General features: G+C 65.6%; 17 protein-coding genes and 1 riboswitch. Of the genes, 3 read left to right on the top strand and 14 right to left on the bottom strand.

What is annotated here, in order from left to right; translation table 11 throughout:
* Positions 1-49 precede the first annotated feature (49 nt).
* Positions 50-448 (bottom strand): peptidylprolyl isomerase, encoded by a 399-nt coding sequence (locus EST26_RS02835; RefSeq protein WP_291065279.1) that lies wholly within the window; start codon positions 446-448, stop codon positions 50-52.
* 223 nt (positions 449-671) lie between these two features.
* On the opposite strand from EST26_RS02835, the gene rlmJ reads away from it, so the two are divergent.
* Positions 672-1,586 (top strand): 23S rRNA (adenine(2030)-N(6))-methyltransferase RlmJ, encoded by a 915-nt coding sequence (rlmJ, locus tag EST26_RS02830; protein WP_291065240.1) that lies wholly within the window; start codon positions 672-674, stop codon positions 1,584-1,586.
* A 16-nt stretch (positions 1,587-1,602) separates the two neighbouring features.
* Here rlmJ and metF read toward each other — a convergent pair whose 3' ends face one another.
* From metF to ahcY, 3 genes are read right to left on the bottom strand one after another with little or no spacing between them, the layout of a single operon-like run.
* Positions 1,603-2,424 carry a methylenetetrahydrofolate reductase [NAD(P)H] gene (gene metF, locus EST26_RS02825; protein WP_291065237.1) on the bottom strand — a complete coding sequence of 274 codons (822 nt, stop codon included), beginning with the start codon at positions 2,422-2,424 and terminating at the stop codon, positions 1,603-1,605.
* 30 nt (positions 2,425-2,454) lie between these two features.
* Positions 2,455-3,222: a TlyA family RNA methyltransferase gene (locus EST26_RS02820; protein WP_291065235.1), complete on the bottom strand. Its 768-nt coding sequence runs from the start codon at positions 3,220-3,222 to the stop codon at positions 2,455-2,457.
* Between the two features lie 16 nt (positions 3,223-3,238).
* Positions 3,239-4,672: an adenosylhomocysteinase gene (gene ahcY, locus EST26_RS02815; protein ID WP_291065233.1), complete on the bottom strand. Its 1,434-nt coding sequence runs from the start codon at positions 4,670-4,672 to the stop codon at positions 3,239-3,241.
* Between the two features lie 66 nt (positions 4,673-4,738).
* Positions 4,739-4,828, bottom strand: a riboswitch (S-adenosyl-L-homocysteine riboswitch).
* A 192-nt stretch (positions 4,829-5,020) separates the two neighbouring features.
* Here ahcY and EST26_RS02810 point away from each other — a divergent pair.
* Complete coding sequence (locus EST26_RS02810; RefSeq protein WP_291065231.1) at positions 5,021-5,404, top strand: hypothetical protein; 384 nt, start codon at positions 5,021-5,023, stop codon at positions 5,402-5,404.
* Positions 5,405-5,459: 55 nt separating this feature from the next.
* On the opposite strand, the gene EST26_RS02805 is transcribed toward EST26_RS02810, so the two are convergent.
* From EST26_RS02805 to EST26_RS02770, 8 genes are all read right to left on the bottom strand, one after another.
* A complete protein-coding gene (locus EST26_RS02805; RefSeq protein ID WP_291065229.1) occupies positions 5,460-11,558 on the bottom strand; it encodes an excinuclease ABC subunit UvrA in 6,099 nt (2,032 codons plus the stop codon).
* A 61-nt stretch (positions 11,559-11,619) separates the two neighbouring features.
* Entirely contained in the window at positions 11,620-13,068 is a 1,449-nt protein-coding gene (locus tag EST26_RS02800; RefSeq protein ID WP_291065226.1) for a DUF1501 domain-containing protein, read from the bottom strand.
* A 9-nt stretch (positions 13,069-13,077) separates the two neighbouring features.
* Positions 13,078-14,829, bottom strand: a complete 1,752-nt coding sequence (locus tag EST26_RS02795; protein ID WP_291065224.1) for a DUF1800 domain-containing protein — start codon at positions 14,827-14,829, stop codon at positions 13,078-13,080.
* A 117-nt stretch (positions 14,830-14,946) separates the two neighbouring features.
* Positions 14,947-15,384, bottom strand: a complete 438-nt coding sequence (locus tag EST26_RS02790; RefSeq protein ID WP_291065222.1) for a universal stress protein — start codon at positions 15,382-15,384, stop codon at positions 14,947-14,949.
* A gap of 83 nt (positions 15,385-15,467) precedes the next feature.
* Entirely contained in the window at positions 15,468-16,376 is a 909-nt protein-coding gene (gene cyoE, locus EST26_RS02785; protein WP_291065220.1) for a heme o synthase, read from the bottom strand.
* Positions 16,373-17,527, bottom strand: coding sequence for a COX15/CtaA family protein (locus EST26_RS02780; protein WP_291065277.1), 1,155 nt, complete (start codon positions 17,525-17,527; stop codon positions 16,373-16,375). Before EST26_RS02780 ends, cyoE begins: the two co-directional genes overlap by 4 nt.
* A gap of 113 nt (positions 17,528-17,640) precedes the next feature.
* Positions 17,641-18,321 (bottom strand): hypothetical protein, encoded by a 681-nt coding sequence (locus EST26_RS02775; protein WP_291065218.1) that lies wholly within the window; start codon positions 18,319-18,321, stop codon positions 17,641-17,643.
* Positions 18,302-19,045, bottom strand: a complete 744-nt coding sequence (locus EST26_RS02770) for an SURF1 family protein (protein ID WP_291065216.1) — start codon at positions 19,043-19,045, stop codon at positions 18,302-18,304. Before EST26_RS02770 ends, EST26_RS02775 begins: the two co-directional genes overlap by 20 nt.
* 57 nt (positions 19,046-19,102) lie before the next feature.
* On the opposite strand from EST26_RS02770, the gene EST26_RS02765 reads away from it, so the two are divergent.
* Positions 19,103-19,300, top strand: a complete 198-nt coding sequence (locus EST26_RS02765) for a DUF2909 domain-containing protein (protein ID WP_291065214.1) — start codon at positions 19,103-19,105, stop codon at positions 19,298-19,300.
* Between the two features lie 21 nt (positions 19,301-19,321).
* Here EST26_RS02765 and EST26_RS02760 read toward each other — a convergent pair whose 3' ends face one another.
* Together EST26_RS02760 and EST26_RS02755 are read right to left on the bottom strand one after the other, a co-directional pair.
* Positions 19,322-20,203, bottom strand: coding sequence for a cytochrome c oxidase subunit 3 (locus EST26_RS02760; protein ID WP_291065212.1), 882 nt, complete (start codon positions 20,201-20,203; stop codon positions 19,322-19,324).
* A 61-nt stretch (positions 20,204-20,264) separates the two neighbouring features.
* Positions 20,265-20,864: a cytochrome c oxidase assembly protein gene (locus tag EST26_RS02755; RefSeq protein WP_291065210.1), complete on the bottom strand. Its 600-nt coding sequence runs from the start codon at positions 20,862-20,864 to the stop codon at positions 20,265-20,267.
* Positions 20,865-20,893 lie beyond the last annotated feature (29 nt).

The following is a 20,893-nucleotide window of genomic DNA, read 5'->3' as shown; positions in this document are numbered from 1 at the left end:
CACCGGTGCGGCGCCGCCAGCTTGGACCGCTGCCGAACGGCTCTTGCACTCAGCGCACCCGTGGCGAACTGCTGGCTGCCAGATCAACGCCCTCGATCTGCGCCTGTGCGGCAAGCCGCTGCAGGTACTGGTGCAGCGCAGTGGCCTGCGAATGCAGCGCCAGTTGGGTGGCGATCGATTCCTGCACATGCTCGAACTCGGACAAGCGGCCCTTGCGCCGACCGAGCACCTCGATGATGTGCAAACCGAAGCGGGTATGCACCAGGCGCGGGTGCACGCCCATGCCCCAGCGCGAATCGGTCTGAAAAAACAACTCGTTGGCCAGCTCGGGCGCGCAGTCTTCGGGGCTGAGCCAACCCAGGTCGCCGCCCTGGGCGCTCGATGGGCAGTTGGACAACTCGGCAGCCAACTGCTCAAAACGCTGCGCGGGCACGTCCTTGCGAACCAGCTCTAACAGGGCGAGCTCGGCGCGCTGCGCCAGCGCGTGCCATCGGATGGACCATGCTCATGATTGGTTCTCCACAGTGTCAGAGGCCAGAAGGCCCACTAAGACAGCACGCGCCCGAAACAACGGCCAGCTGCGACGGGGTACATAATCGCACGGAACCCGACCGCGATGTCATGCCAGCGGCTTGGCGCAGCACCGGCGGCCGACACGCTACCATCGCTGCATGTTCAGTTATCGCCACGCCTTTCATGCCGGCAACCACGCCGACGTGCTCAAACACATCACCCTGATCGCCACGCTGCGCCATTTGATGCAGAAAGAGGCCAGTCTGACGCTGATCGACAGCCACGCCGGCGCCGGCCTGTACCGGCTCGATGGCGACTACACCGAGACCGGCGGCGAGGCCAAAGACGGCGTGCTGAAACTGTTTGCCGCCTTGCGCCCGGCCGAGCGGGAACCGACGGCGGCCGCCGCGGCGATTGAAGACTACATGGATCTGGTGGCCAGCTTCAACCCCTCGGGCGCCCTGCGGGTTTACCCAGGTTCGCCCTTCGTCATGCAGCGTTTGATGCGCGCCGAGTCGCGCGACAAGCTCAAGCTGTTCGAGCTGCACCCGACCGACAGCCGAACGCTGACGGCCCACGTCGGCCAGATCGAAGCCGGGCGACAAATCGCCGTTGCCCTGCAGGACGGCTTTGAGGGCATGAAGGCCTTTTTGCCACCACCGCCCACAGCCGGCAGTTCGCGGCGGGCGGCGGTCTTGATCGACCCGAGTTATGAAGTCAAGACCGATTACGGTCGCGTCAGCGCCTGCCTGCAAGAACAACTCGGGCGCTTTCCCACCGGCACCTACCTGGTCTGGTACCCGGTGATTCCGCGTCCAGAAGCGCACGATCTGCCGCGCCGGCTGAAAACGCTCGCCACCCAGGCCAAGCGGCCCTGGCTCAAGGCCACGCTGGCGATCGGCCAAGACCCGACACACGGCCCCGACGACCGCCCGGGCCTGACCGCCAGCGGCATGTTCATCATCAACCCGCCGCACACGTTGCACGCCGCGCTGCACGCCGCGCTGCCACAGTTGCTCTCGCTGCTCGGGCGCGGCCGCGGCCAGGCGCAAGCACTGGAAACCGGCGGCTGACCCGCACCGCCTGCCCTCACAGCCGGTTGATAATCTCCAGCGTGGCCGCACTCTGGTTCATGGTGTAAAAGTGCAAGCCGGGCACCCCGGCCGCGCGCAACCGGGCGCACAGCGCGCTCACCACATCGACCCCAAAGGCTTTGATGCAAGCGCTGTCGTCGCCGTACGCGAGCAAGCGCAAACGAATCCAGCGCGGAATTTCAGTGCCGCAGGCGTCCGAGAAGCGCAGCAACTGCGCCGAACTGGTAATGGGCATGATGCCGGGCACCACCGGCAGTTCAACACCCCGGCGGCGCAGCTCGTCGACGAAGCGCAAGTAAGCGTCGGCGTTGTAAAAGTACTGGGTGATGGCCGAATCCGCACCGGCGCGCGCCTTGGCGACAAAGGCTTGCAGGTCGGCCTCGGGTGACTTGGCCTGCGGGTGCGTCTCCGGGTAGGCCGCCACTTCGATAACAAAGTCGTGTCCGGTTTCGGCGCGGATGAAGGTCACCAGATCGCTGGCGTACTGAAACTCGCCGCCCGCGCCGTAGCCGCTGGGCAGGTCGCCGCGCAGCGCCACCAGACGCTGCACGCCCATGGCCTTGAGCGTGGCAAGCTGGGCGCGCACACTGTGCTTGGTCGCGCCAATGCAGGAAAAATGCGACGCAGCGGGAACGCCTTCAGCCAGGATTTCAGCCACGGTGTCGAAGGTGCCCTGCTGGGTCGAGCCACCGGCGCCGTAGGTGACGGAGCAAAATTCGGGCTGCAGCGTATAGAGCTGCTGGCGCACGGCGCGCAATTTGAGCGCGCCTTCGGGCGTCTTGGGCGGAAAAAATTCAAAACTCAGGGGCAGTGCCATGCGGGCTCCTTGTCGTGCCTGAACAGCGGCTCAGGCCGGCCGCTTCGCCCAGACGAAAAATTCGCGGTTGCCGTCGGCGCCGGTGACCGCGCTCTCAAAATAGGCTTGTTGGCGCAAGCCGTGCACGACGCAGGCCTGCTCGATGCGCTGGCGCACCCGATCGTAGCTGGCCATCTGACGCACCAGGCCGCCCTTGCCTATGTGCTCGGGCTGCAACTCGAACTGCGGCTTGACCAACATCAGCAGGCTTGCACCCGGGCGCAGCAGCGGCACGACGGCCGGCCAGACCAGGGTTTGCGAGATGAAAGAGAGGTCGCCGACGATCACATCAAACGCCGCCGTCTCCTGCGGCCCCAGCAGCGGCGCCAGCGTGGCGGCGCTGAGTTCGCGCGCGTTGCATTTTTCCAGACAACGCACGCGCGCGTCGGCGCGCAAGCTCGGGTGCAGTTGGCCCTGCCCGACGTCAACGCCCAGCACCAGGGCGGCTCCTCGGCGCAGCAAGCAGTCGGTAAAGCCGCCGCTGCTCTGGCCCAGGTCCAGGCAGCACAGGCCCGCCACCACCAGGCCGGTATGCGTCAGCGCGGCGTCAAGCTTGAGCCCGCCGCGCGAAACAAAACGCGACTCGGCCGCGTCGAGCACATCGAGCTCGACGCTGGCCTGCAATTCCTCGCCATTTTTGCTCACGCGCTGCCAGTCGGCGCCCGGCCAGCGCCAGCGCACACCGGCGGCAATCAGCCGCTGCGCCTGTGAGCGCGAGAGCGCCAGCCCGCGTTCGACGAGCAACTGGTCGGCTCGCATACGCTGGCCGACCGAATCAGTAACGGTAGCTGTCGGGCTTGTACGGCCCTTGCCTGGGCACGCCAATGTAGGCCGCCTGCTCGTCGCTGAGCTCGGTCAGCATGGCGCCGACCTTGTGCAGATGCAGGCGCGCGACTTTTTCGTCCAGGTGCTTGGGCAAGGTATAGACCTTGCCGATGTCGTAACCGTTCGGGTGGCTAAACAGCTCGATCTGAGCGATGACCTGGTTGGCAAAGCTCGACGACATGACAAAGCTCGGGTGACCGGTGGCGCAGCCCAGATTCACCAGCCGACCCTTGGCCAGCAAAATGATTTTCTTGCCGTCCGGGAACTGCACGTGATCGACCTGGGGCTTGATCTCGTCCCAGCCGCACCGACTGAGCGAGGCGACGTCGATCTCGTTGTCGAAATGGCCGATGTTGCAGACGATGGCCTGGTTCTTCATCGCCGCCATATGCTCGTAGCGGATCACATTCTTGTTGCCGGTAGCGGTGACGAAGATGTCGGCCTTGTCGGCGGCGTACTCCATCGTCACGACTTTGTAGCCCTCCATCGCCGCTTGCAGCGCGTTGATGGGGTCAATCTCGGTCACCCAGACCTGTGCCGAGAGCGCGCGCAGCGCCTGCGCCGAACCCTTGCCGACGTCCCCGTAACCGGCCACCAGCGCCACCTTGCCGGCCACCATCACGTCGGTGGCGCGCTTGATGGCGTCCACCAGCGACTCGCGGCAGCCGTACAAGTTATCGAATTTGCTCTTGGTGACGCTGTCGTTGACGTTGATGGCGCGAAACAACAGGGTGCCGGCGGCCGCCATTTCCTTCAGACGGTGCACGCCGGTGGTGGTTTCTTCGGTCACGCCGATGATGTGCGCCGACTTGCGGCTGTACCAGCTCGGGTCTTGCGCCAGCTTGGCGCGTATGGCGGCAAACAGCAGCGTCTCTTCTTCGCCCTTGGGATGCGACAGCAAGGTGGCGTCGCGCTCGGCGCGCCGACCCAGGTGCATCAGCAGCGTGGCGTCGCCGCCATCGTCCAGAATCATGTTCGGGCCTTCGCCCTCGCTGCCGGCCGGGCCGAATTCAAAGATGCGGTGCGTGTAGTCCCAGTAGTCGGCCAGCGTTTCACCCTTGACTGCAAACACCGGCGTGCCGCTGGCGGCAATGGCAGCGGCGGCGTTGTCCTGGGTGGAAAAAATATTGCACGAAGCCCAGCGCACCTGCGCGCCCAGCGCCTGCAGGGTTTCGATCAGCACCGCGGTCTGAATCGTCATGTGCAGGCTGCCGGTAATGCGTGCGCCCTTGAGCGGTTGGCGGGCGGCGAATTCGGCGCGAATGGCCATCAGGCCCGGCATTTCGGTCTCGGCGATGTTGATTTCTTTGCGGCCCCAGTCGGCCAGGCCGATGTCGGCGATGGCGCAGTCGGCGTTGACGGCGGTGTTCATGCGTGCGTTCATGGTTCAATCCGGTTCGGGTTGGACAAAACCACCGACGCGTGCAACAGGAAAGCCCATCGCACGCCAGGTGGATGAGCGTCGTTGCAAAAATGGTCCGAGCCTCACGCCCCGCGCTGACGAGCCGTCAGGGGGTGCGCTGCAACGCTCCTCGGATGGGCTGCATTCTAGCAGCGCCCCTGGGTGCGCCAGCGCGTCGGCAGCGGGTCGAAAGAGGTGTGCGCAACTGCCTGCCTCGCCGCCATCCACCCAGCCAGCCGGTGCTGCCGTGCTGCCGTGCTGCCGGCGCGGCAAAACTGAACCTTGTTGCAGCGCCGCACTCTACGCCAGCATTGAATAGGAAATATCCCGATGTCGCTACCCTGGTTGCTTGCCCTCAAAGTCATCCCCTGGGGTGATGTGATCGAACACGCGCCCAAAGTTTTAAGTGCGGCGCGCAAGCTGCTCGCCAGACAACAAGATCCGGCCAGCGCACCGGTACCGGTCGATGTGCTTGACCTGCCGGGCGATGAACTGCCCAGTCTGGGTGAGCTGAAAAACCGCCTGGTCGCCGCTCAGGTGCAGCTCAATCGGCAGACGCTGCTGCAAGAGCAAACGTCGCAAACCTTGAATGAACTGGCCGAACAAAACGCACGCCTGGTCAGCACGGTTGAACTGCTGCGCGTGCGCTCGCGCTGGCTGATCGCCGCGCTGGTGGCGCTGGCGCTGGGCCTGGCCTGGGTGGCCTGGAACTGAGATCGCTCGCACCAGATGGGTGGCGGGCGCGGCGGGCTTTCACTCCCGCTGCCGTTCAGCCGTGGCCTGCTCGCGCCCGCGCCAGCAGCGCCGCCAGCACGCGACCCGTGTGCGTGCCTTGTTGCACCACCGCTTCGGGCGGCCCGGCGGCAACGACGCGTCCGCCGGCGTCGCCGCCCTCGGGCCCCAGGTCAATGATCCAGTCGGCCTCGGCCATCAGGTCCAGGTCGTGTTCGATCACCACCAGGCTGTGGCCCGCGTCGACCAGCCGGTGCAGCACGCGAATGAGTTTTTCCACGTCGGCCATGTGCAGGCCGACCGTGGGCTCATCGAGCAGGTAAAGCGTGTGCGGCGGCCGCTGGCCGCGCCGCAGCGACGTGCCATCGCCCTGCACCTTGGACAGCTCGGCCACCAGTTTGATGCGCTGCGCCTCGCCGCCAGACAGCGTGGGGCTGGACTGGCCCAGCGTAAGGTAGCCCAGTCCGACGTCTTGCAGCAGTTGCAGCGGGTGACGGATGCTGGAGAGGGCGGCAAAGAAGTCGAGCGCCTGATCGACCTCCATCTGCAGCACCTCGCCGATGTGCTTTCCCTTCCAGGTCACGGCCAGCGTCTCGGGGTTGAAGCGTGCGCCGTGGCAGACCTCGCACGGCACCTTGACGTCGGGCAAAAAACTCATTTCTATGGTGCGCAGGCCCTGCCCTTCGCAGGCTGGACAGCGGCCGGCGCCGGTGTTGAACGAAAAACGGCCCGGCCCGTAGCCGCGCGCCTTCGCCTCCAGCGTGTCGGCAAACAGTTGGCGCACCGTATCCCAAAAGCCAATGTAGGTGGCCGGGCAACTGCGCGGGGTTTTGCCGATCGGGGTTTGATCGACTTCCAGCACGCGCTGCACCGCCTCGGCACCCAGCAGCTTGCTGCAACCGACCCAGGCTGGCCGCTCGCCAGCGTCCCAGGCGGCACGGCCGGCCACGCGGCTGCGCAGCGCCACCGCCGCGGCCAGGTTGACGTGCAGCACCTCGCGCGCCAGCGTCGATTTGCCCGAACCGGAAACACCGGTGAGAACCACCAGGCGTTGCAAGGGAAGGCTGACGTCGATCTGCTGCAGGTTGTGCAGGTTGGCTGCGCACACGTCGATCCAGCACAGGCCCGGCGCCCTGGCCTGCGCCGCTGCGCCGGCAACTGGCAACACCGCTCGTCTGGCCTGCAAAGGATGCCGCATGGCGTGCAGCAAGTAGCGTCCGGTGAGCGATTCGGCGCTGGCGCACAAGTCGGCCACCGACCCCTGCGCCACCACGCGGCCGCCGCGCCGACCGGCGCCGGGGCCTATGTCGATGATGTGATCGGCGCGCCGAATGGTGTCTTCGTCGTGCTCGACCACCACCAGCGTATTGCCCGCAGCGCCGAGCTTTTGCAGCGCGTCGAGTAAAACCGCGTTGTCGCGCGCGTGCAAGCCGATGGTGGGCTCGTCGAGCACGTAGCACACGCCTTGCAGCTTGCTGCCGAGTTGCGCCGCCAGCCGGATGCGCTGCGCCTCGCCACCGCTGAGCGTGGGTGCACCGCGATCCAGGCTCAGGTAGTTCAAGCCCACTTCGTCCAGAAACGCCAGCCGGCTCTCGATCTCGGGCAGCAGATCGCGCGCGATCTCGGCCTCGCGTGGCGACAGCGACAGCGGCTGGCGCTGCTGCGCCGGCGCGGGGTCAGACTCAGGTTGGGCCACTGCCTGCCCGGGGACGGGATCGGCCAGCGCGGGCAGGTTCATCAGGTCGCGCACCCACTGCCGCAGCGCACGCACCGGCAGGCGCGCCAACTCTGTAATGGCGCTGCCAGCCAAGCGCACCGCGCGCGCCTGGGGCTTGAGCCGGGTGCCGGCACAGCTTGGGCAGATCTGTTTTTGCAGCTCTTCTGCCAGCTCGGGTTCGGCAAAGCTCTGCTCGCGCCCGCGCTGCTGTTCGTCGCGCTGCGAATCGTCGAGTTGTTTGCGCTGCTCGCTGCTGAGCAACATGCCGGTGCCGACGCAGTCCGGGCACCAGCCGTGCTTGCTGTTGTAGGAAAACAGACGCGGGTCGAGCTCGGGGTAGCTGGTGGCGCAGACCGGACAGGCGCGGATGCTGGAAAACACCTCCACCGTCCCGATGCCGCAAGTCGGCAAACCCTGCGCCAGCGCCTGGCCCAAGCCGTCGAGCGGGTGCAGCACCTGCAACTGACCTTTGCCGATTTCCAGCGCCTGCGCGAGTTGTGCGCGCAGCCAGGACTCGTCAGCCGGGTTGACCACCCAGTCGGCCAGCGGCAGCTCGATGCTGTGCTCCTTGAAGCGGTCCAGGCGCGCAAAACCGCTGGTGGGCACAAATTCACCATCGACGCGCACATGCGTATGGCCGCGCAGGCGCGCCCAGTCGGCCAACTCGGTGTAGACGCCCTTGCGGTGGACCACCAGCGGCGCCAGCAAGCCGATATGCTGGCCAGCGTAGCGCCTGAGAATCGCGGCCGCGATGCTGTCCTGGCTTTGCGGCAACACCGCCGCACCGTCGTGCACGCAGTGCTGGGTGCCGAGCTTGACAAACAGCAGGCGCAGAAAGTGCCAGACCTCGGTGGCGGTGCCAACGGTGCTTTTGCTGCCCCCGCGCGACAGACGCTGCTCGATCGCCACTGTGGGCGCCAGGCCATAGATCGCGTCCACCTCGGGCCGCCCAGCCGGCTGCACGATGCTGCGCGCGTAGGCGTTGAGGCTCTCCAGATAGCGGCGCTGGCCTTCGTTGAACAAAATATCGAACGCCAGCGTCGACTTGCCCGAGCCGCTGACGCCGGAGATGACGTTGAACTTGCCGCGCGGAATGTCCACGCTGAGGTTTTTCAGGTTGTGTTCTTTGGCGTTGACGATGCGAATGCAGGTCTGGGCAAGCGCGTCCGCGCCTGGTTTTTGACCCCCGGCGTCCGTGCCGGCTTGCGGCTCCCGGACCGGCTGCTGCGCACCGACCGACAGCGCATACTCGCGCAGCGCCAAGGCGGTGTGGCTGCTGGGGTGCTGGCGCACATCTTCGGGCGGCCCTTCGGTGACGATCTGGCCGCCGGCGTCGCCGCCCTCGGGGCCAAGGTCGATCAGCCAGTCGGCGGCGCGGATCACGTCCAGGTTGTGCTCGATCAGCACCAGCGAATGTCCGGCGTCCAGCAGTTTGCGCAGCGAACGCATCAGCTTGGCGATATCGTCGAAGTGCAGGCCGGTGGTCGGTTCGTCGAACAAAAACAGCGTGCCTTTGCGCGCCAGCGGCTGCCGGCTGGCGCTGGCCTTGCGCGCCGCCTCGGCCAGAAAACCAGCCAACTTCAAGCGCTGCGCCTCGCCCCCTGACAAGGTGGGAACAGGCTGGCCGAGCTTGAGGTACTCCAGCCCGACGTCGACGATGGGCTGCAGCGCTCGAACGACCTCGCGTTCATGGGCAAACCAGCGCACGGCCTCGCTCACGGTGAGGTCGAGCACGTCGGCCACATTCAACGGCCGCAGCGCCAAAAAATCGGGGTCCAAAAAATCGGGGTCAGACCCCGATTCAGACGACAAGGCTGCGTGGGCTTTGAAATTGGAATCTGACCCCGATTTCTCCTCCGCTTTCTCGATCTTCACTTCCAGAATCTCGGGCCGGTAGCGTTTGCCGTCGCAATCTGGGCAGCGCAGGTAGACGTCGCTCAGGAACTGCATTTCCACGTGTTCGAAGCCGCTGCCGCTGCAGCTCGGGCAGCGGCCGTCGCCGCTGTTGAAGCTGAACTTGGTCGCCGTGTAGCCGCGCTGGCGCGCCAGCGGCGTGCCAGCGAACAAGGCGCGAATGGCGTCCCAGGCGCCCACGTAACTGACCGGACTTGAGCGTGCGGTTTTGCCGATCGGTGACTGGTCGACGAACACCAGCGCGCTCAACTGCTCGGCACCCAGCAGGTGGTCAAAAGCACCCGGGCTGTCGGTCGGCTGGCCAAAGTGGCGCCACAGGGCCGGTGCCAGCACGTCTTGCAGCAGGCTGGACTTGCCCGAGCCCGATACGCCGGTCAGCACAACCAAGCGCTGCAACGGAAATTCGACCGTCAGATTTTTCAGGTTGTGCGCGCGCACGCCGTGCAAAATCAGGCGCGGTGTGTTCGGGCCGACGTGGCGCTTGACGCCCATGCCGACGTGCTTGCGCGCGCCCAGGTAGGCGCCGGTCAGGGTGTCGGCGTGGCGCACCGCCTCGGGGGGGCCATCGAAAACGATCTGGCCGCCGCGCTCGCCCGGCCCGGGCCCCATGTCGATCAGCCGATCGGCGGCCAGCATCACAGCCGGGTCGTGCTCCACCACCACCAGGGTGTTGCCGGCGTCGCGCAGCCGCAGCATGGCGGCGGTGATGCGCGCCATGTCGCGCGGATGCAGCCCGATGCTGGGCTCGTCGAGCACGAACAAGGTGTTGACCAGCGACGTGCCCAAGGCGGTGGTCAGGTTGATGCGCTGCACCTCGCCGCCCGAGAGGGTTCGGCTTTGCCGATCCAGCGTGAGGTAGCCAATGCCGACCTCGCACAGGTAGCGGATGCGGGTGTTGATTTCGTCAAACAGCAGCTTGAGCGCTTGCTGCTGCCCCGCAGCGGCGCTGTGGGGCAGCGGGGCCAGGCTGGAAAAGAAACGGCGCAAGCGCTCCAGCGGCAGACGCATCAAGTCGTGCAGGCACAAGCCGGGCAAGGCTTGCAGTTGCGCCCGGCTCCAGGCCACACCCGCAGGCATGAATCGCTGCTCGGGCGCCAGCACGGCGTCGGCCTGCGCTTTATTGCCCAGACGCCAGAGCAGGCTGTCGGTTTTCAAGCGCGCGCCGCCGCAGCTCGGGCATTCGGTGTAGCTGCGGTACTTGGACAAGAGCACACGAATGTGCATCTTGTAGGCCTTGCTCTCCAGGTACTCGAAAAATCGCTCGATGCCAAACCACTGCTGCTTCCATTGGCCGCGCCAGTCTGGCGCGCCGGTCTTGACCCAGTGCTGCTGCTCGGGCGTGAGTTTGTTCCAGGGCGTGTCGCGCGGGATGGCGGCCGCTTCGGCGTGGCGCATCAAGTCGTCCTGACACTCCTGCCAGGCTGGGGTCTGAAACACCTTGACCGCGCCGGCGCGCAGGCTCAGGTGGCCGTTCGGGATCACCAGCCCGTAGTCGACCCCGATCACGCGCCCAAAGCCGCGGCAGGTTTCGCACGCGCCCAGCGCCGAGTTGAAGGAAAACATCGACGGCGTCGGCTCGGCGTAGCGAATGTCGCTGTGCGGACAATGCAGGCCGGTGGAAAAAAGCCAAACCTGTGCTTCGGCGTTGGCAGCAGACTCGGCAACCACCCGCAGCGTGCCAGCGCCGCGCTTGAGCGCCACTTCAATCGCTTCCAGCACCCGCGCCGGCTCGGCACTGCCCAGGCGCAAGCGGTCCGCCACCACGTCTAGCACGTGCACCGTCATGGTGGGCGGCGCTGCGGTGCCGGGCTTGACCCGGCCCGCCTTGCCAGACGGCGCAGCGTCCGACGGCAAGGGCGCGCGCTGCAACAGCCGCCTGGCCTGCACCCGGGTGTAGCCGCTGGCCGAGAGCCACTGCTCGATTTCTTCTGCCGTGCTGCCAGCGGGCACTTCCACCGCAAACGTAAACACCAGGCGCGGGTCGCCCTGGGCCTGGCTGCGCTGCTGCAATGCGGCGTAAATCGAGGCCGGCGAGTCGTGCCGCACCGGCAGCGCGCTGGCGCGGTCGAACAGCTCGGCGCCGCGCGCAAACAGCAGTTTGAGGTGGTCGTTCAGCTCGCTCATGGTGCCGACCGTCGAGCGCGAGTTGCGCACCGGGTTGGTCTGATCGATGGCAATCGCGGGCGGAACGAAATCGACCCGGTCCACTGCCGGCCTGTCCATGCGGTCGAGAAACTGGCGCGCGTAGGCGCTGAAGGTTTCGACGTAGCGGCGCTGGCCTTCGGCGAACAAGGTGTCAAACACCAGACTCGATTTGCCCGAGCCGCTCGGGCCGGTAACGACCGTGAACTCGCCGGTGCGGATGTCGAGGTCGATGTTTTTCAGGTTGTGCTGGCGCGCACCCCGAATACGGATCAGGCCCGCACCGCCAGCGCTTTGCCGACCCGGATCAGCGGCAGTCGATGCGACCGGGCTGGAATTGGCGGGGGTGGCGGCGTCGGACATGCAGGGGCTTCGCTGGGGCAGCCCCGCATTCTACGGAGCGATCATCAGGCCCAGGAGAAACTCAAACAAAGCCGATCTGGCGTGGGGTGAAAAAACGCAGCCTGGGCAAGACCGCTTCGAGCTGCGTGTTGCTGGCTCCCAGCCAGCCGAGCAAGGTGGCGGCGTACTGCTCAACGCTGAGGGTCGGTATCCAGCGCCCGTGCAACTCCCAGTGGTTGACGCCGACGTCGTCTGGGCCGCCCAGCGACAGTTGCGGATAGCTGCCATACGCCACGCCGCCCCGGACCGCCGCGCCCAGCACCAACTGATGGTTGCCCCAGCCGTGGTCGGTGCCCTTGCTGCTGTTGGGCAAAAAGGTGCGGCCAAACTCGCTTTGCGTGAACAGCGTCACGCTCTCGCCCATGCCTATGGCCTGCATGGCCTGGTAAAAGCAGGCCATGGCTTGCGCCAGCGCCGTGAGCAAATCGGCATGCGTGCCTTCGGTGCTGCTGGCGGCGCTGATCTGGTTGGCGTGCGTGTCGTAGCCGCCTTGCTGGACAAAAAATATCTGCTGCCCGCCCAGCACCGTCTGCCGCCCCTCGACCAGCTTGGCCACCTGATAGAGCTGACGGCCAATGCCGGTGTTGATCTGGTTGCCGCTGGTGATGGGGGCAAACGCCTGGTCAATCGCCGCCCCTGTCAGATCGCCCGGGCGCCGCCGCACCAGCGCGCCCAGGCGGGCCGACACCTCGAGCGCCGTGCTCTGCTGCGCAACGTAACTTTGCAGCAACACGTTGTCGTGCGGCTGCCCGTACAAGGCCGTCAAGGCCGTCGCGCGCGCCTGCGCCGCTAGCGAAGTGGAATTGACAACCCCTTCCAGCCCAAACATGCCGCCCGGCTCGGGCAGCACCAAGGGCGTTTGCGTCTCGGACAAACCAAAGCGCCGGCCATTGCCGCCGACCGCAATCACCGGGTTGGCAGTACCCAAGGCATGAGCGGCGCGACCACCCCAGCCGGTGCGCGCATGCGCACGCGCGCTGCCCGCCTCCCACAGCACCTGCTGGTCGGAATGCGAAAACAAACCGTCGGGAATCAGCGGCGACATTGCAGCGGCGTTGCGGTACGCGCTCTTGCTCAGGGGTTCATGCAGCGGGCCGACGTTGAGCACTGGCGCCAGTTTGCGCGCCTGACAAATGGGGGCGAGCGCGGCCATCGCCGGGTGCAAGCCCAGATCGGTGCCGTCGATGGGCACCAGGCTGTGCTGCGGCAAGGCCAGGTCTGCACGCACCCGCGCGTACTCGGCGTAGCGCAGGTTGTCGGTCGGCAGCACCGTGTTCATGCCGTCGTTGCCGCCGTACAAAAACACGCACACCAGTGCCTTGTAGCCGGGCTGCGCCTGCGCCTGCGCAGGGGTTTGCAGCAGGGACGACAGCCCTACGGCGCCAACCGCGCTGGCCAGCCCGCCGCCGCTCAGTTGCAACCAGCGGCGGCGGTTGAGCCGCCACGCTTGCATGTCAGGGATATTTTGCATGGCGACCCCTCAACGAATCAAATGGTATTGCGGCGCCGCGAAGACCAGAAAAGCGGCCTGGCGCACCCGGTTGGCGCGGTAGTCGGCGTCGCCGCTCGGAAAGGCGTCCAAGGCCTGTAGCACCGCCGTGCGGGCAGCAGCAGGCAGCGGCTCGCCCAGCGCCAGCAGCGCGAGCCGGTCGACCAGCCGGGCCGGGTCGGCGGCGTCGGCCAAAAACGCGCTCAAATCGACCCGTGTGCCCAGCGCGTTGGGCACCCGAATATCCGGGTTCGAGCCACCCCAGAACAGCAAATAAGTCAGGTAATTGATGCGCTGCAAGGCGGTGTTGGCGTTGTGGATGCCAAACGCCGGCCCCTGCAGGGTGGTGCCGGGTACGGGGTAATCGGGCGGGTAGAAATTGAAAACCGAAGGCGGCCTGAAGACGTGCTGGCGCAGCTCTTGGCCCCACCACCAGCCCAGAGCGTCGCCGTCGGTGCGGCCACCCAGCGCGCGCAGCACGCCGGTAAACAGTTGCACCGGCTCGCGCAGCCGCCCGGCGCTGCGATCCGGATCGGGGTTGCGCGCCTGCGGGTCGAGCAAAATCGCCGCCACCGTGGCCTTCATGTCGCCTGGCCGGCCACTGCCAAAGCCCTCATGGCGCCCGGTATTGAAAGCCCGCGCCACGCGCTGCACATAGGCCGGGCTGGGGTTGCTGCTGACCAGGTGCTGAATCAGTTGCCGACCGACGAAGGGGCCTATGTTGGGGTGCGCCATCAGGCTATCGAGCACCGCCTCCAGCGCCTGCGGCGCGCTGCGGTTGGCCGGCAGCGTCACGCCGGACAGCAGGGTGCGCGGCTGGTTGTCGTGAAAAGCGGCCAGCGGCACCATGTCGCCCTGGTAAAAACGGCAGTTGCTGCCACGCGGCCAACAGCCCCCAGCGGCGTTGCCACCTGGCGGGTAGGTCCAGCCGGTCAGTGCAAAAACGTAGTTGCGCAAGACATCGTTGTTGTAGGTGGCCTGGCAAGCGCCGCCCCTGAGCGTGCCATCGGGGTTGAGCTCGCAGGTGCCCAAGGCAAACAATTGCAGCAACTCGCGCACGAAGTTTTCATTCGGCGCGCTGCGGTGGTTGTTGACGTTGTTCAGATATTCGCCCATCACCGGCGACAGCGCCACTTGGCGCAGCAAGTCGCGGTAGTTGCCAAACGACTGCTCAAGCAGCATGTTGTGGTAGTTGCGCAGCCCATAGGTGCCGGTCACCTCCAGATTGGAGACCACCACGATTTGCTGCAAGGCAAAGGCCACGCGCTGGCGCAACTGGTCCGGGTTCTGCACGGCGTTGCGGTAGAAGTCCCACAGCAGCGGCGTGCTGGAGTAGTAATCGCGCCAGCAGGTCGGGCCCTGATGGGCGCAGAAATCCGGGTTTGCGTTGCCGTGCTGGTGCACCGCTGCGCTGCCACCGCTGCTGTAGCGCGAGACCGGGGCAGCGGCCATTTGCTGCGAAATCCACTTGGCCGCGCCCTGGCGGCGAATGCTTGCCACCAGCTCCTCGGTCGGCCCAAAGCTGGCCTGGTCGGCCAGACGAACGGCATCACGCTGGCTGGTCGGCACATCGGGCAAATTGCCGCCGGTGCCGGAGTCGGTGGGCGCGCCCGGCGCCGCTGCGCCGCCACCGCCACCGCAGGCGGCCAGCGTGAAAACCGCACAGCAAGCCACCACCCGCAGGCCACAGCGCAGATCGGCCCACGCGCCGACAAGCGCTGGCCCTATTGTTTTTTCTCTCATGCGCAGGCACTATAGCCAGCGCCGGTGTCAAGCATCTTGACCGAACGCTGATTCGGCTCAGACGCTGCCTCAGGCGCCGATCAGCGGCGCGTCGGTACCGATCAGCGGTCGATCACATCAGGACTTGACGATCAGTACCGGCACTTTGGCGTGCGTCAGCACGTTTTGCGCCACGCTGCCCAGCACCAGGGCCTTCCAGCCTTGACGGCCGTGCGATCCCATCACGATCAGGTCGCAGCCTTCGGCTTCTGTGGTCTCCAGAATGCCCTCATGCACCACGTTGCGTTCGATGGTGTCGCCCGCAAATTCCACCCCTTGGGCGGCGCAGACCCGGTCGACCGCGTCCAGCGCCTTCTCAGCCAGGCTGCGCGCCTCGCTCAGGTAGGCCTGCAAACCCACCGATGAGGCGTCGCCAATACCTATGTAGGGAAACGGGTCTATCACGTACAGGCCAACTACCTGCGCACGCTGGTTTTTGGCCAGCCAAGCGGCGGTGACGGCGGCCCGGGCCGCCAGTTCGGAGCCATCGGTGGGAACGAGAATTTTCTTGAACATGACGGATCCCCTGCTGCATACCACTTTTGAAAGCAACTCCATGAGACAAGCCGCGCTTCATCTTAGCGCCTGTGGCGTCGGCCTCACAGGTAATGATCAATCAGCAGTGCGGCGAACAACAGCGAGAGGTGAATCAGGGAAAAACGAAACGTTTTGCGCGCCCACGCGTCCGATTCGTGGCGCCACAAGGCAAAGGCATGGGCGCTGAATCCTGCGCTCAGCAGCAACGCCGCTGCCAGGTAAAACCAGCCGCTCATGCGCAGCACGAACGGCAGCAAGCAGGCCGCGAACAAGACCAGCGTGTAGAGAAAAATCTGCAAGCGTGTGAACGCCAAACCGTGCGTGACCGGCAGCATAGGCAGGCCGGCCTTGCGATAGTCTTCCACCCGGTACAGCGCCAAGGCCCAGAAATGCGGTGGTGTCCAGAGGAAAATGATCAGACTCAGAAGCAGCGCCTCGGGCGCCACCACCCCAGTCATGGCCGTCCAGCCCAGCAGCGGCGGCATGGCTCCAGAGGCACCGCCGATGACGATGTTCTGCGGTGTGAGCGGCTTGAGAATCAGGGTGTAGACCACCGCGTAGCCGACGAAGGTGGCAAAAGTCAAGACCATGGTCAGCGGATTGACCCAGACGTACAGAATGGCCGATCCGAGGGCGCACAGCAGTGCTGAAAAACCCATTGTGCGGACGTTTGAGATCGTTCCGGCGGCGCTGGGACGCCAGGCGGTGCGCCTCATGCGGGCGTCTATTTTTTGCTCGACCACGCAATTGAAGGCGGCGGCGGCCGCCGCCACCAGCCAGATACCCAGCGCAGCCGTGAGCGCCAGTTGCAGTTGCGCCCCACTCGGCACACCCGGCACCGCCAGCACCATGCCGATCACAGCACAAAAAACGATCAACTGGAGCACGCGCGGCTTGGTCAGGCTGTAGAACTGACGCCAGGTGGACGGCCGGGCCGCGACGACGCAAGGGGTGGATGTGGCGGTATTCATAAGACAGGCGTAGGCTGCTGTGCGGCAGGGCCGTCGGGCGGCACGGCCGTTGGGGCAAAAGAATGCAGGCGCCGGTCCGGCTGGCGCGCCTGCGCCAGCTGGCTGACGCACAAGGCACCGGTCAGGACAATGACGAGTGCCGCCGCTCCACCGGTGTGCGCCAGCGCCGCCAGCAGCGGCCAATCCAGCACCACGGTGCTCAGACCGCTGAACAACTGCCACAGCGCCAGCGCCAGCACGCCACGCCCGCTGTTGCGCAGGCCCGGCACGAACCACAGGCGCCAAGCGAGCCAGAACAGCGCCGCCAGCAGCACATAAGCGGCCAGCCGGTGCACGTAATGAATGGCGGTGAGCGCAGGAAAGGGCAACAGCTCGCCCGTGGCGGTCATGCCGAGCTCTCGCCACAGGCTAAAGCCGTGCTGAAAGTCCATCGGCGGCCACCAACTGCCTTGGCAGGTCGGGAAATCGCTGCACACCAGCACTGCATTATTGGTACTGACCCAGCCGCCCAGCGCAATCTGCACCCACAGCAGCGCAAATACCAGCCACAGGGCGCGACGCGTGCCCGGATCAACCGGCGCCGACTGCGGCCGCCCAGGCGCGGCCAGCGCGTAACCGACCGCTTGCGCGCGCAGCAAGGCCAGCAGCGCCAGACCGCCCAGCAGATGCAGCGTAACCATGGCGGGAAACAACTGCATGGTTACGGTCAGGGCGCCAAACGCGCCCTGCACACAAACCCAGACCAGGGTCAGCAGCGGCCACCAGAACGACACCGCCAGCCGCCGCCGCTCAAGCCAGCTCACACTGGCCAGCACCAGAATCAGCACCCCCACGGTGGTGGCAAAGTAGCGGTGAATCATCTCGACCCAGGCCTTGGAGAACGTGACCGGGCCGCTGGGCAGGGCCGCCTGCGCAGCGGCAATCGAGGCACTCGCTCCCAACGGGCTGACGCTGCCATAGCAGCCTGGCCAATCCGGGCAACCCAGACCGGAATCGCTCAGGCGGGTGAAAGCGCCGAACAACACCAGATCGAAAGTGAGGAACAAGGTCACCAGGGTCAGCACGCGCAGGCGATGTGCGGGTGTGGCGCTGCGGCTGCGCAGCCAGACCCAGACCAGCGGCAGCAGCGCAAGCAGCACACCCAGCAGCATCAGGCGGGCGAGCGGCGCCAGGTCAAGCAGCGGCTGAATGTAATGGGGGTCAGATTCCAATTTCGTCCCTCACAAATCGTTTGAGCGGCAGCAAAACAAAGCCTTGGTCTGGGTCATGGGGGTGGTCGCCCAGGCTGATCCCAGAACGACGAGGCGCGCAACAGCCGATGCAGGTCGCGCCGGGCCCGCTGGGGATCGAGATGGGCCGGAAAGCGCAGCATCCAGTTGCCCTGCGGATCGACCAGGTAGAGGTGGTCTGGCAAGTCTTGGCCAGGTGCTGGCTGCAACCATCCGGCCAGCTCCTGCTCGTCCACCTGCAGCACTTGGGCGCTGGCGGTGGCTTGCTGCAGCGGCTCGGACAGCGGGGCCGCGCCGGTGCGCAGCCAGACCCAGTCCAGACGCCCCTTCTCTTTGCCCAAGGTTTCGCGCAATTGACGTTGCAGATGCAGATGGCGTTGGCAGGCGGCAGCGCAAGCGCTGTCGGCCACGCTGATGAGCAACCACTGGTCTTTGAGTTGCGTCAGCGCCACCTGCTGGCCATTCGCAGCGCTGCCACTGAAGGCCGGCAGCGGCCGCAGCGGGACGATCAGCTCGCCGTAGTTGCGCCGACCTTCTGGCCGCAGCACGTGGTAGCTGAAGTAAGAGGCCAGCACCGGCGCGGCACACACCAGCAGCAAAGCCAGCATTTTCCAGCGCCCGGCGCGCGTTCTGGCCGCACCGGGCAGGCCGGACGAACCCGGTTGGGGCAGACTGTGCAGAGTCAGAACGCGTGCTTCATCCGAGGGCTGTGCCATGGCGTAGCTGCTCGCGGCGAGGCGAGATGATTTGGAACCAGAGGTACAAAAAAGCCGTCAGGGCGCACAGGCCGAACCACTGGAAGGCGTAGCCGTGGTGCTTGTGCACGTCGCTGGCCACGCGCGGCCAGTCGCGCCGCAGGCCGTCGGCGGCGGCGTCGGTCTGCAACACCGAGACGTGTAGCACATTCAACCCGGTCTCGCGGGCAAACGCCTCGGGGTCGAGGTTCTGCCGGATCGGCCCTGCGTCTGCCGAACCCAATTGAAAAAGTTTGGCCGGCGCCGGGGCCAGCCGACCCGCTATATCGACCAAGCCGGCGGGGGTGTCTATGGCAGGCAGGCGGCTGCGGTCCATGAAGTCGCGCGGCACCCAGCCGCGCTGCACCAGCACGGCACGCTCGCTGCCTTCGAGCCGCAAGGCGGTGACGAGGAAGAAGCCGACCCGACCCTCCATCTGGCGGTTGTCCAGAAACACGCTGCTGGCCGGCACCCAATGGCCTTTGAGCCGCAGCGGACGGTGCAGCCCCTGGGTCGGGTCGGCGGCCCGCAGCAAATCCGGCGTGTGCCAGGCCGGCAGCGCGGCGCGCTGCTCGATTTGTTCCTGCAAGGCCAGTTTCTGCGCTGCCCGATCCAGTTGCCAGACGCCCAGCGCCGCCGTCACCACCAGGGTCAGGACGGTGGCGGCGCTGACGATCCAAAAACGCAGAGATTGACGGACCGCCATGTTCAGGCGCTCCAAGCGCTGCTGCCGCGCCCGGCACGGTGGCCGATAATCGGACCGATGGGATACGCAATCGTCGCCGGCTTTGTCCTCATTGCCGCTTGCTTGGGCGCTGCACTGCTGTTTTTGCTGCGCGGCCACGCACCCGACCGGCAGCGCTTGGTGCGCGCGCTGAGCTGGCGCATCGGCTTGTCGGTCCTGCTCTTTGGGCTGCTGTTCATGGCTTATTCACTGGGCTGGATTGAACCCAACCGATAATCCGGCGCGCGCCACGACGCATCAGGTCCAGTAGACCAAGACATACAAACCGAGCCAAACCACGTCGACGAAGTGCCAGTACCAGGCTGCGCCTTCAAAACCAAAGTGACTTCTGGCACTGAAATGGCCCTGGTGCAGGCGCAGCGTGATGACCACCAGTATCAGCAGGCCGAGAAAAACGTGGAAGCCGTGAAAGCCGGTGAGCAAGAAAAAGGTGGAGCCGAAAATACCTGAAGTCAGCTTGAGGTTGAGATCGGTGTAGGCGTAGAAATATTCGTAGCCCTGAACCCCCAGAAACACGCTGCCCAGCAAGACGGTCAGCCACATGAAGCCTATGGTTTTGACCCGCTGGCCGGCCAGCAGGGCGTGATGGGCAATCGTGAGCGTGACGCCGGAACACAGCAGCAGCGCGGTGTTGATGGTCGGCAGCCACAACGGCCCCATGGTCTGGAACGGCTCGACGATGTCGGCCGGCGAGGCAGTCATCCCCGGATACGCGCTGGGCCACACGCCAACGAAATCGGGCCAGAGCAAGGCATTCTCAATATCGCCCAGCGTGGGCACCGAATGCGCTCGCGCCCACCACAAGGCGGTGAAAAAAGCGCCGAAAAACATCACTTCGGAAAAGAGGAACCAACTCATGCTCCAGCGGTACGACAAGTCGATCTTGTGCCCGTACAGACCGGCCTGATTTTCTCGGATGGCGTCGCGAAACCACTGATACAGCACGCTCAGCCAGAACAACAGGCCAAAGGCCAGCGCATAAGCACCCCAGAGCACGCCGTTGATCCACTGGCTGGCGCCCAGAATGACAAAAAACAGCCCCATGGCGGCAAAGACCGGGTGCCGCGAGGGCCCAGGGACGTAGTAGTACGGGGTGGCGCCGTCTGATGCTGCTGACATGATCGCTCCTGATGACTGCTGCCGCAAACCGGGTTCTGTATCTGAACAGCGCTGGACCGCCTCAGACCGCGCCCGGCAGCGGCGCGTTGGCTCGCACCTGGCCTGGCGGTGCCGCCGGCACGGCGCCGCCGATTTCAAAGAAGGTGTAGGACAAGGTGATGGTGTGCACGTCTTTGGACAGCCGCGGGTCGATCACGAAGGCCACCGGCCACTCCTTTTGCTCCCCCGGCGCCAGCGTGTATTGGGTGAAACAAAAACATTCGAGTTTGTTGAAATGCGCGCCCGCTTGTTGCGGCGCGTAGCTCGGAATGGCCTGCGCCGCCATGCTGCGGTTCTGGGTGTTCTGAAACTGGTACAGCACGGTGGCGAGTTCACCCGGATGCACCTGCATCGAACGCACCGCTGGCTTGAAGTGCCACGGGCCGCGCACATTGACGTCAAACTCGACCGTGATCAGGCGCGTTCTATCGACCTGGCTGTTGCTGGGCACAGTGGCCCGCTGGCCCGGAACCTTCAGCTCAGACAGCGCCAAGATGTTGATGCCGGTCACTTCGCAAATGGCGCGATAAATCGGCACCAGCGCATAGCCAAAGGCAAACATGCCCAGTGCAATGATGCAAAGCTTGCCGACCATCTTGAAGTTTTCGTGCCGCAGTCCCATCGCCTGTCTCCGATCTGTGCCGAACGCCG

Source organism: Hydrogenophaga sp. (assembly GCF_014773545.1).
Classification (GTDB): Bacteria; Pseudomonadota; Gammaproteobacteria; order Burkholderiales; family Burkholderiaceae_C; genus Hydrogenophaga.
This window is presented reverse-complemented; position numbering and strand designations above follow the sequence as displayed.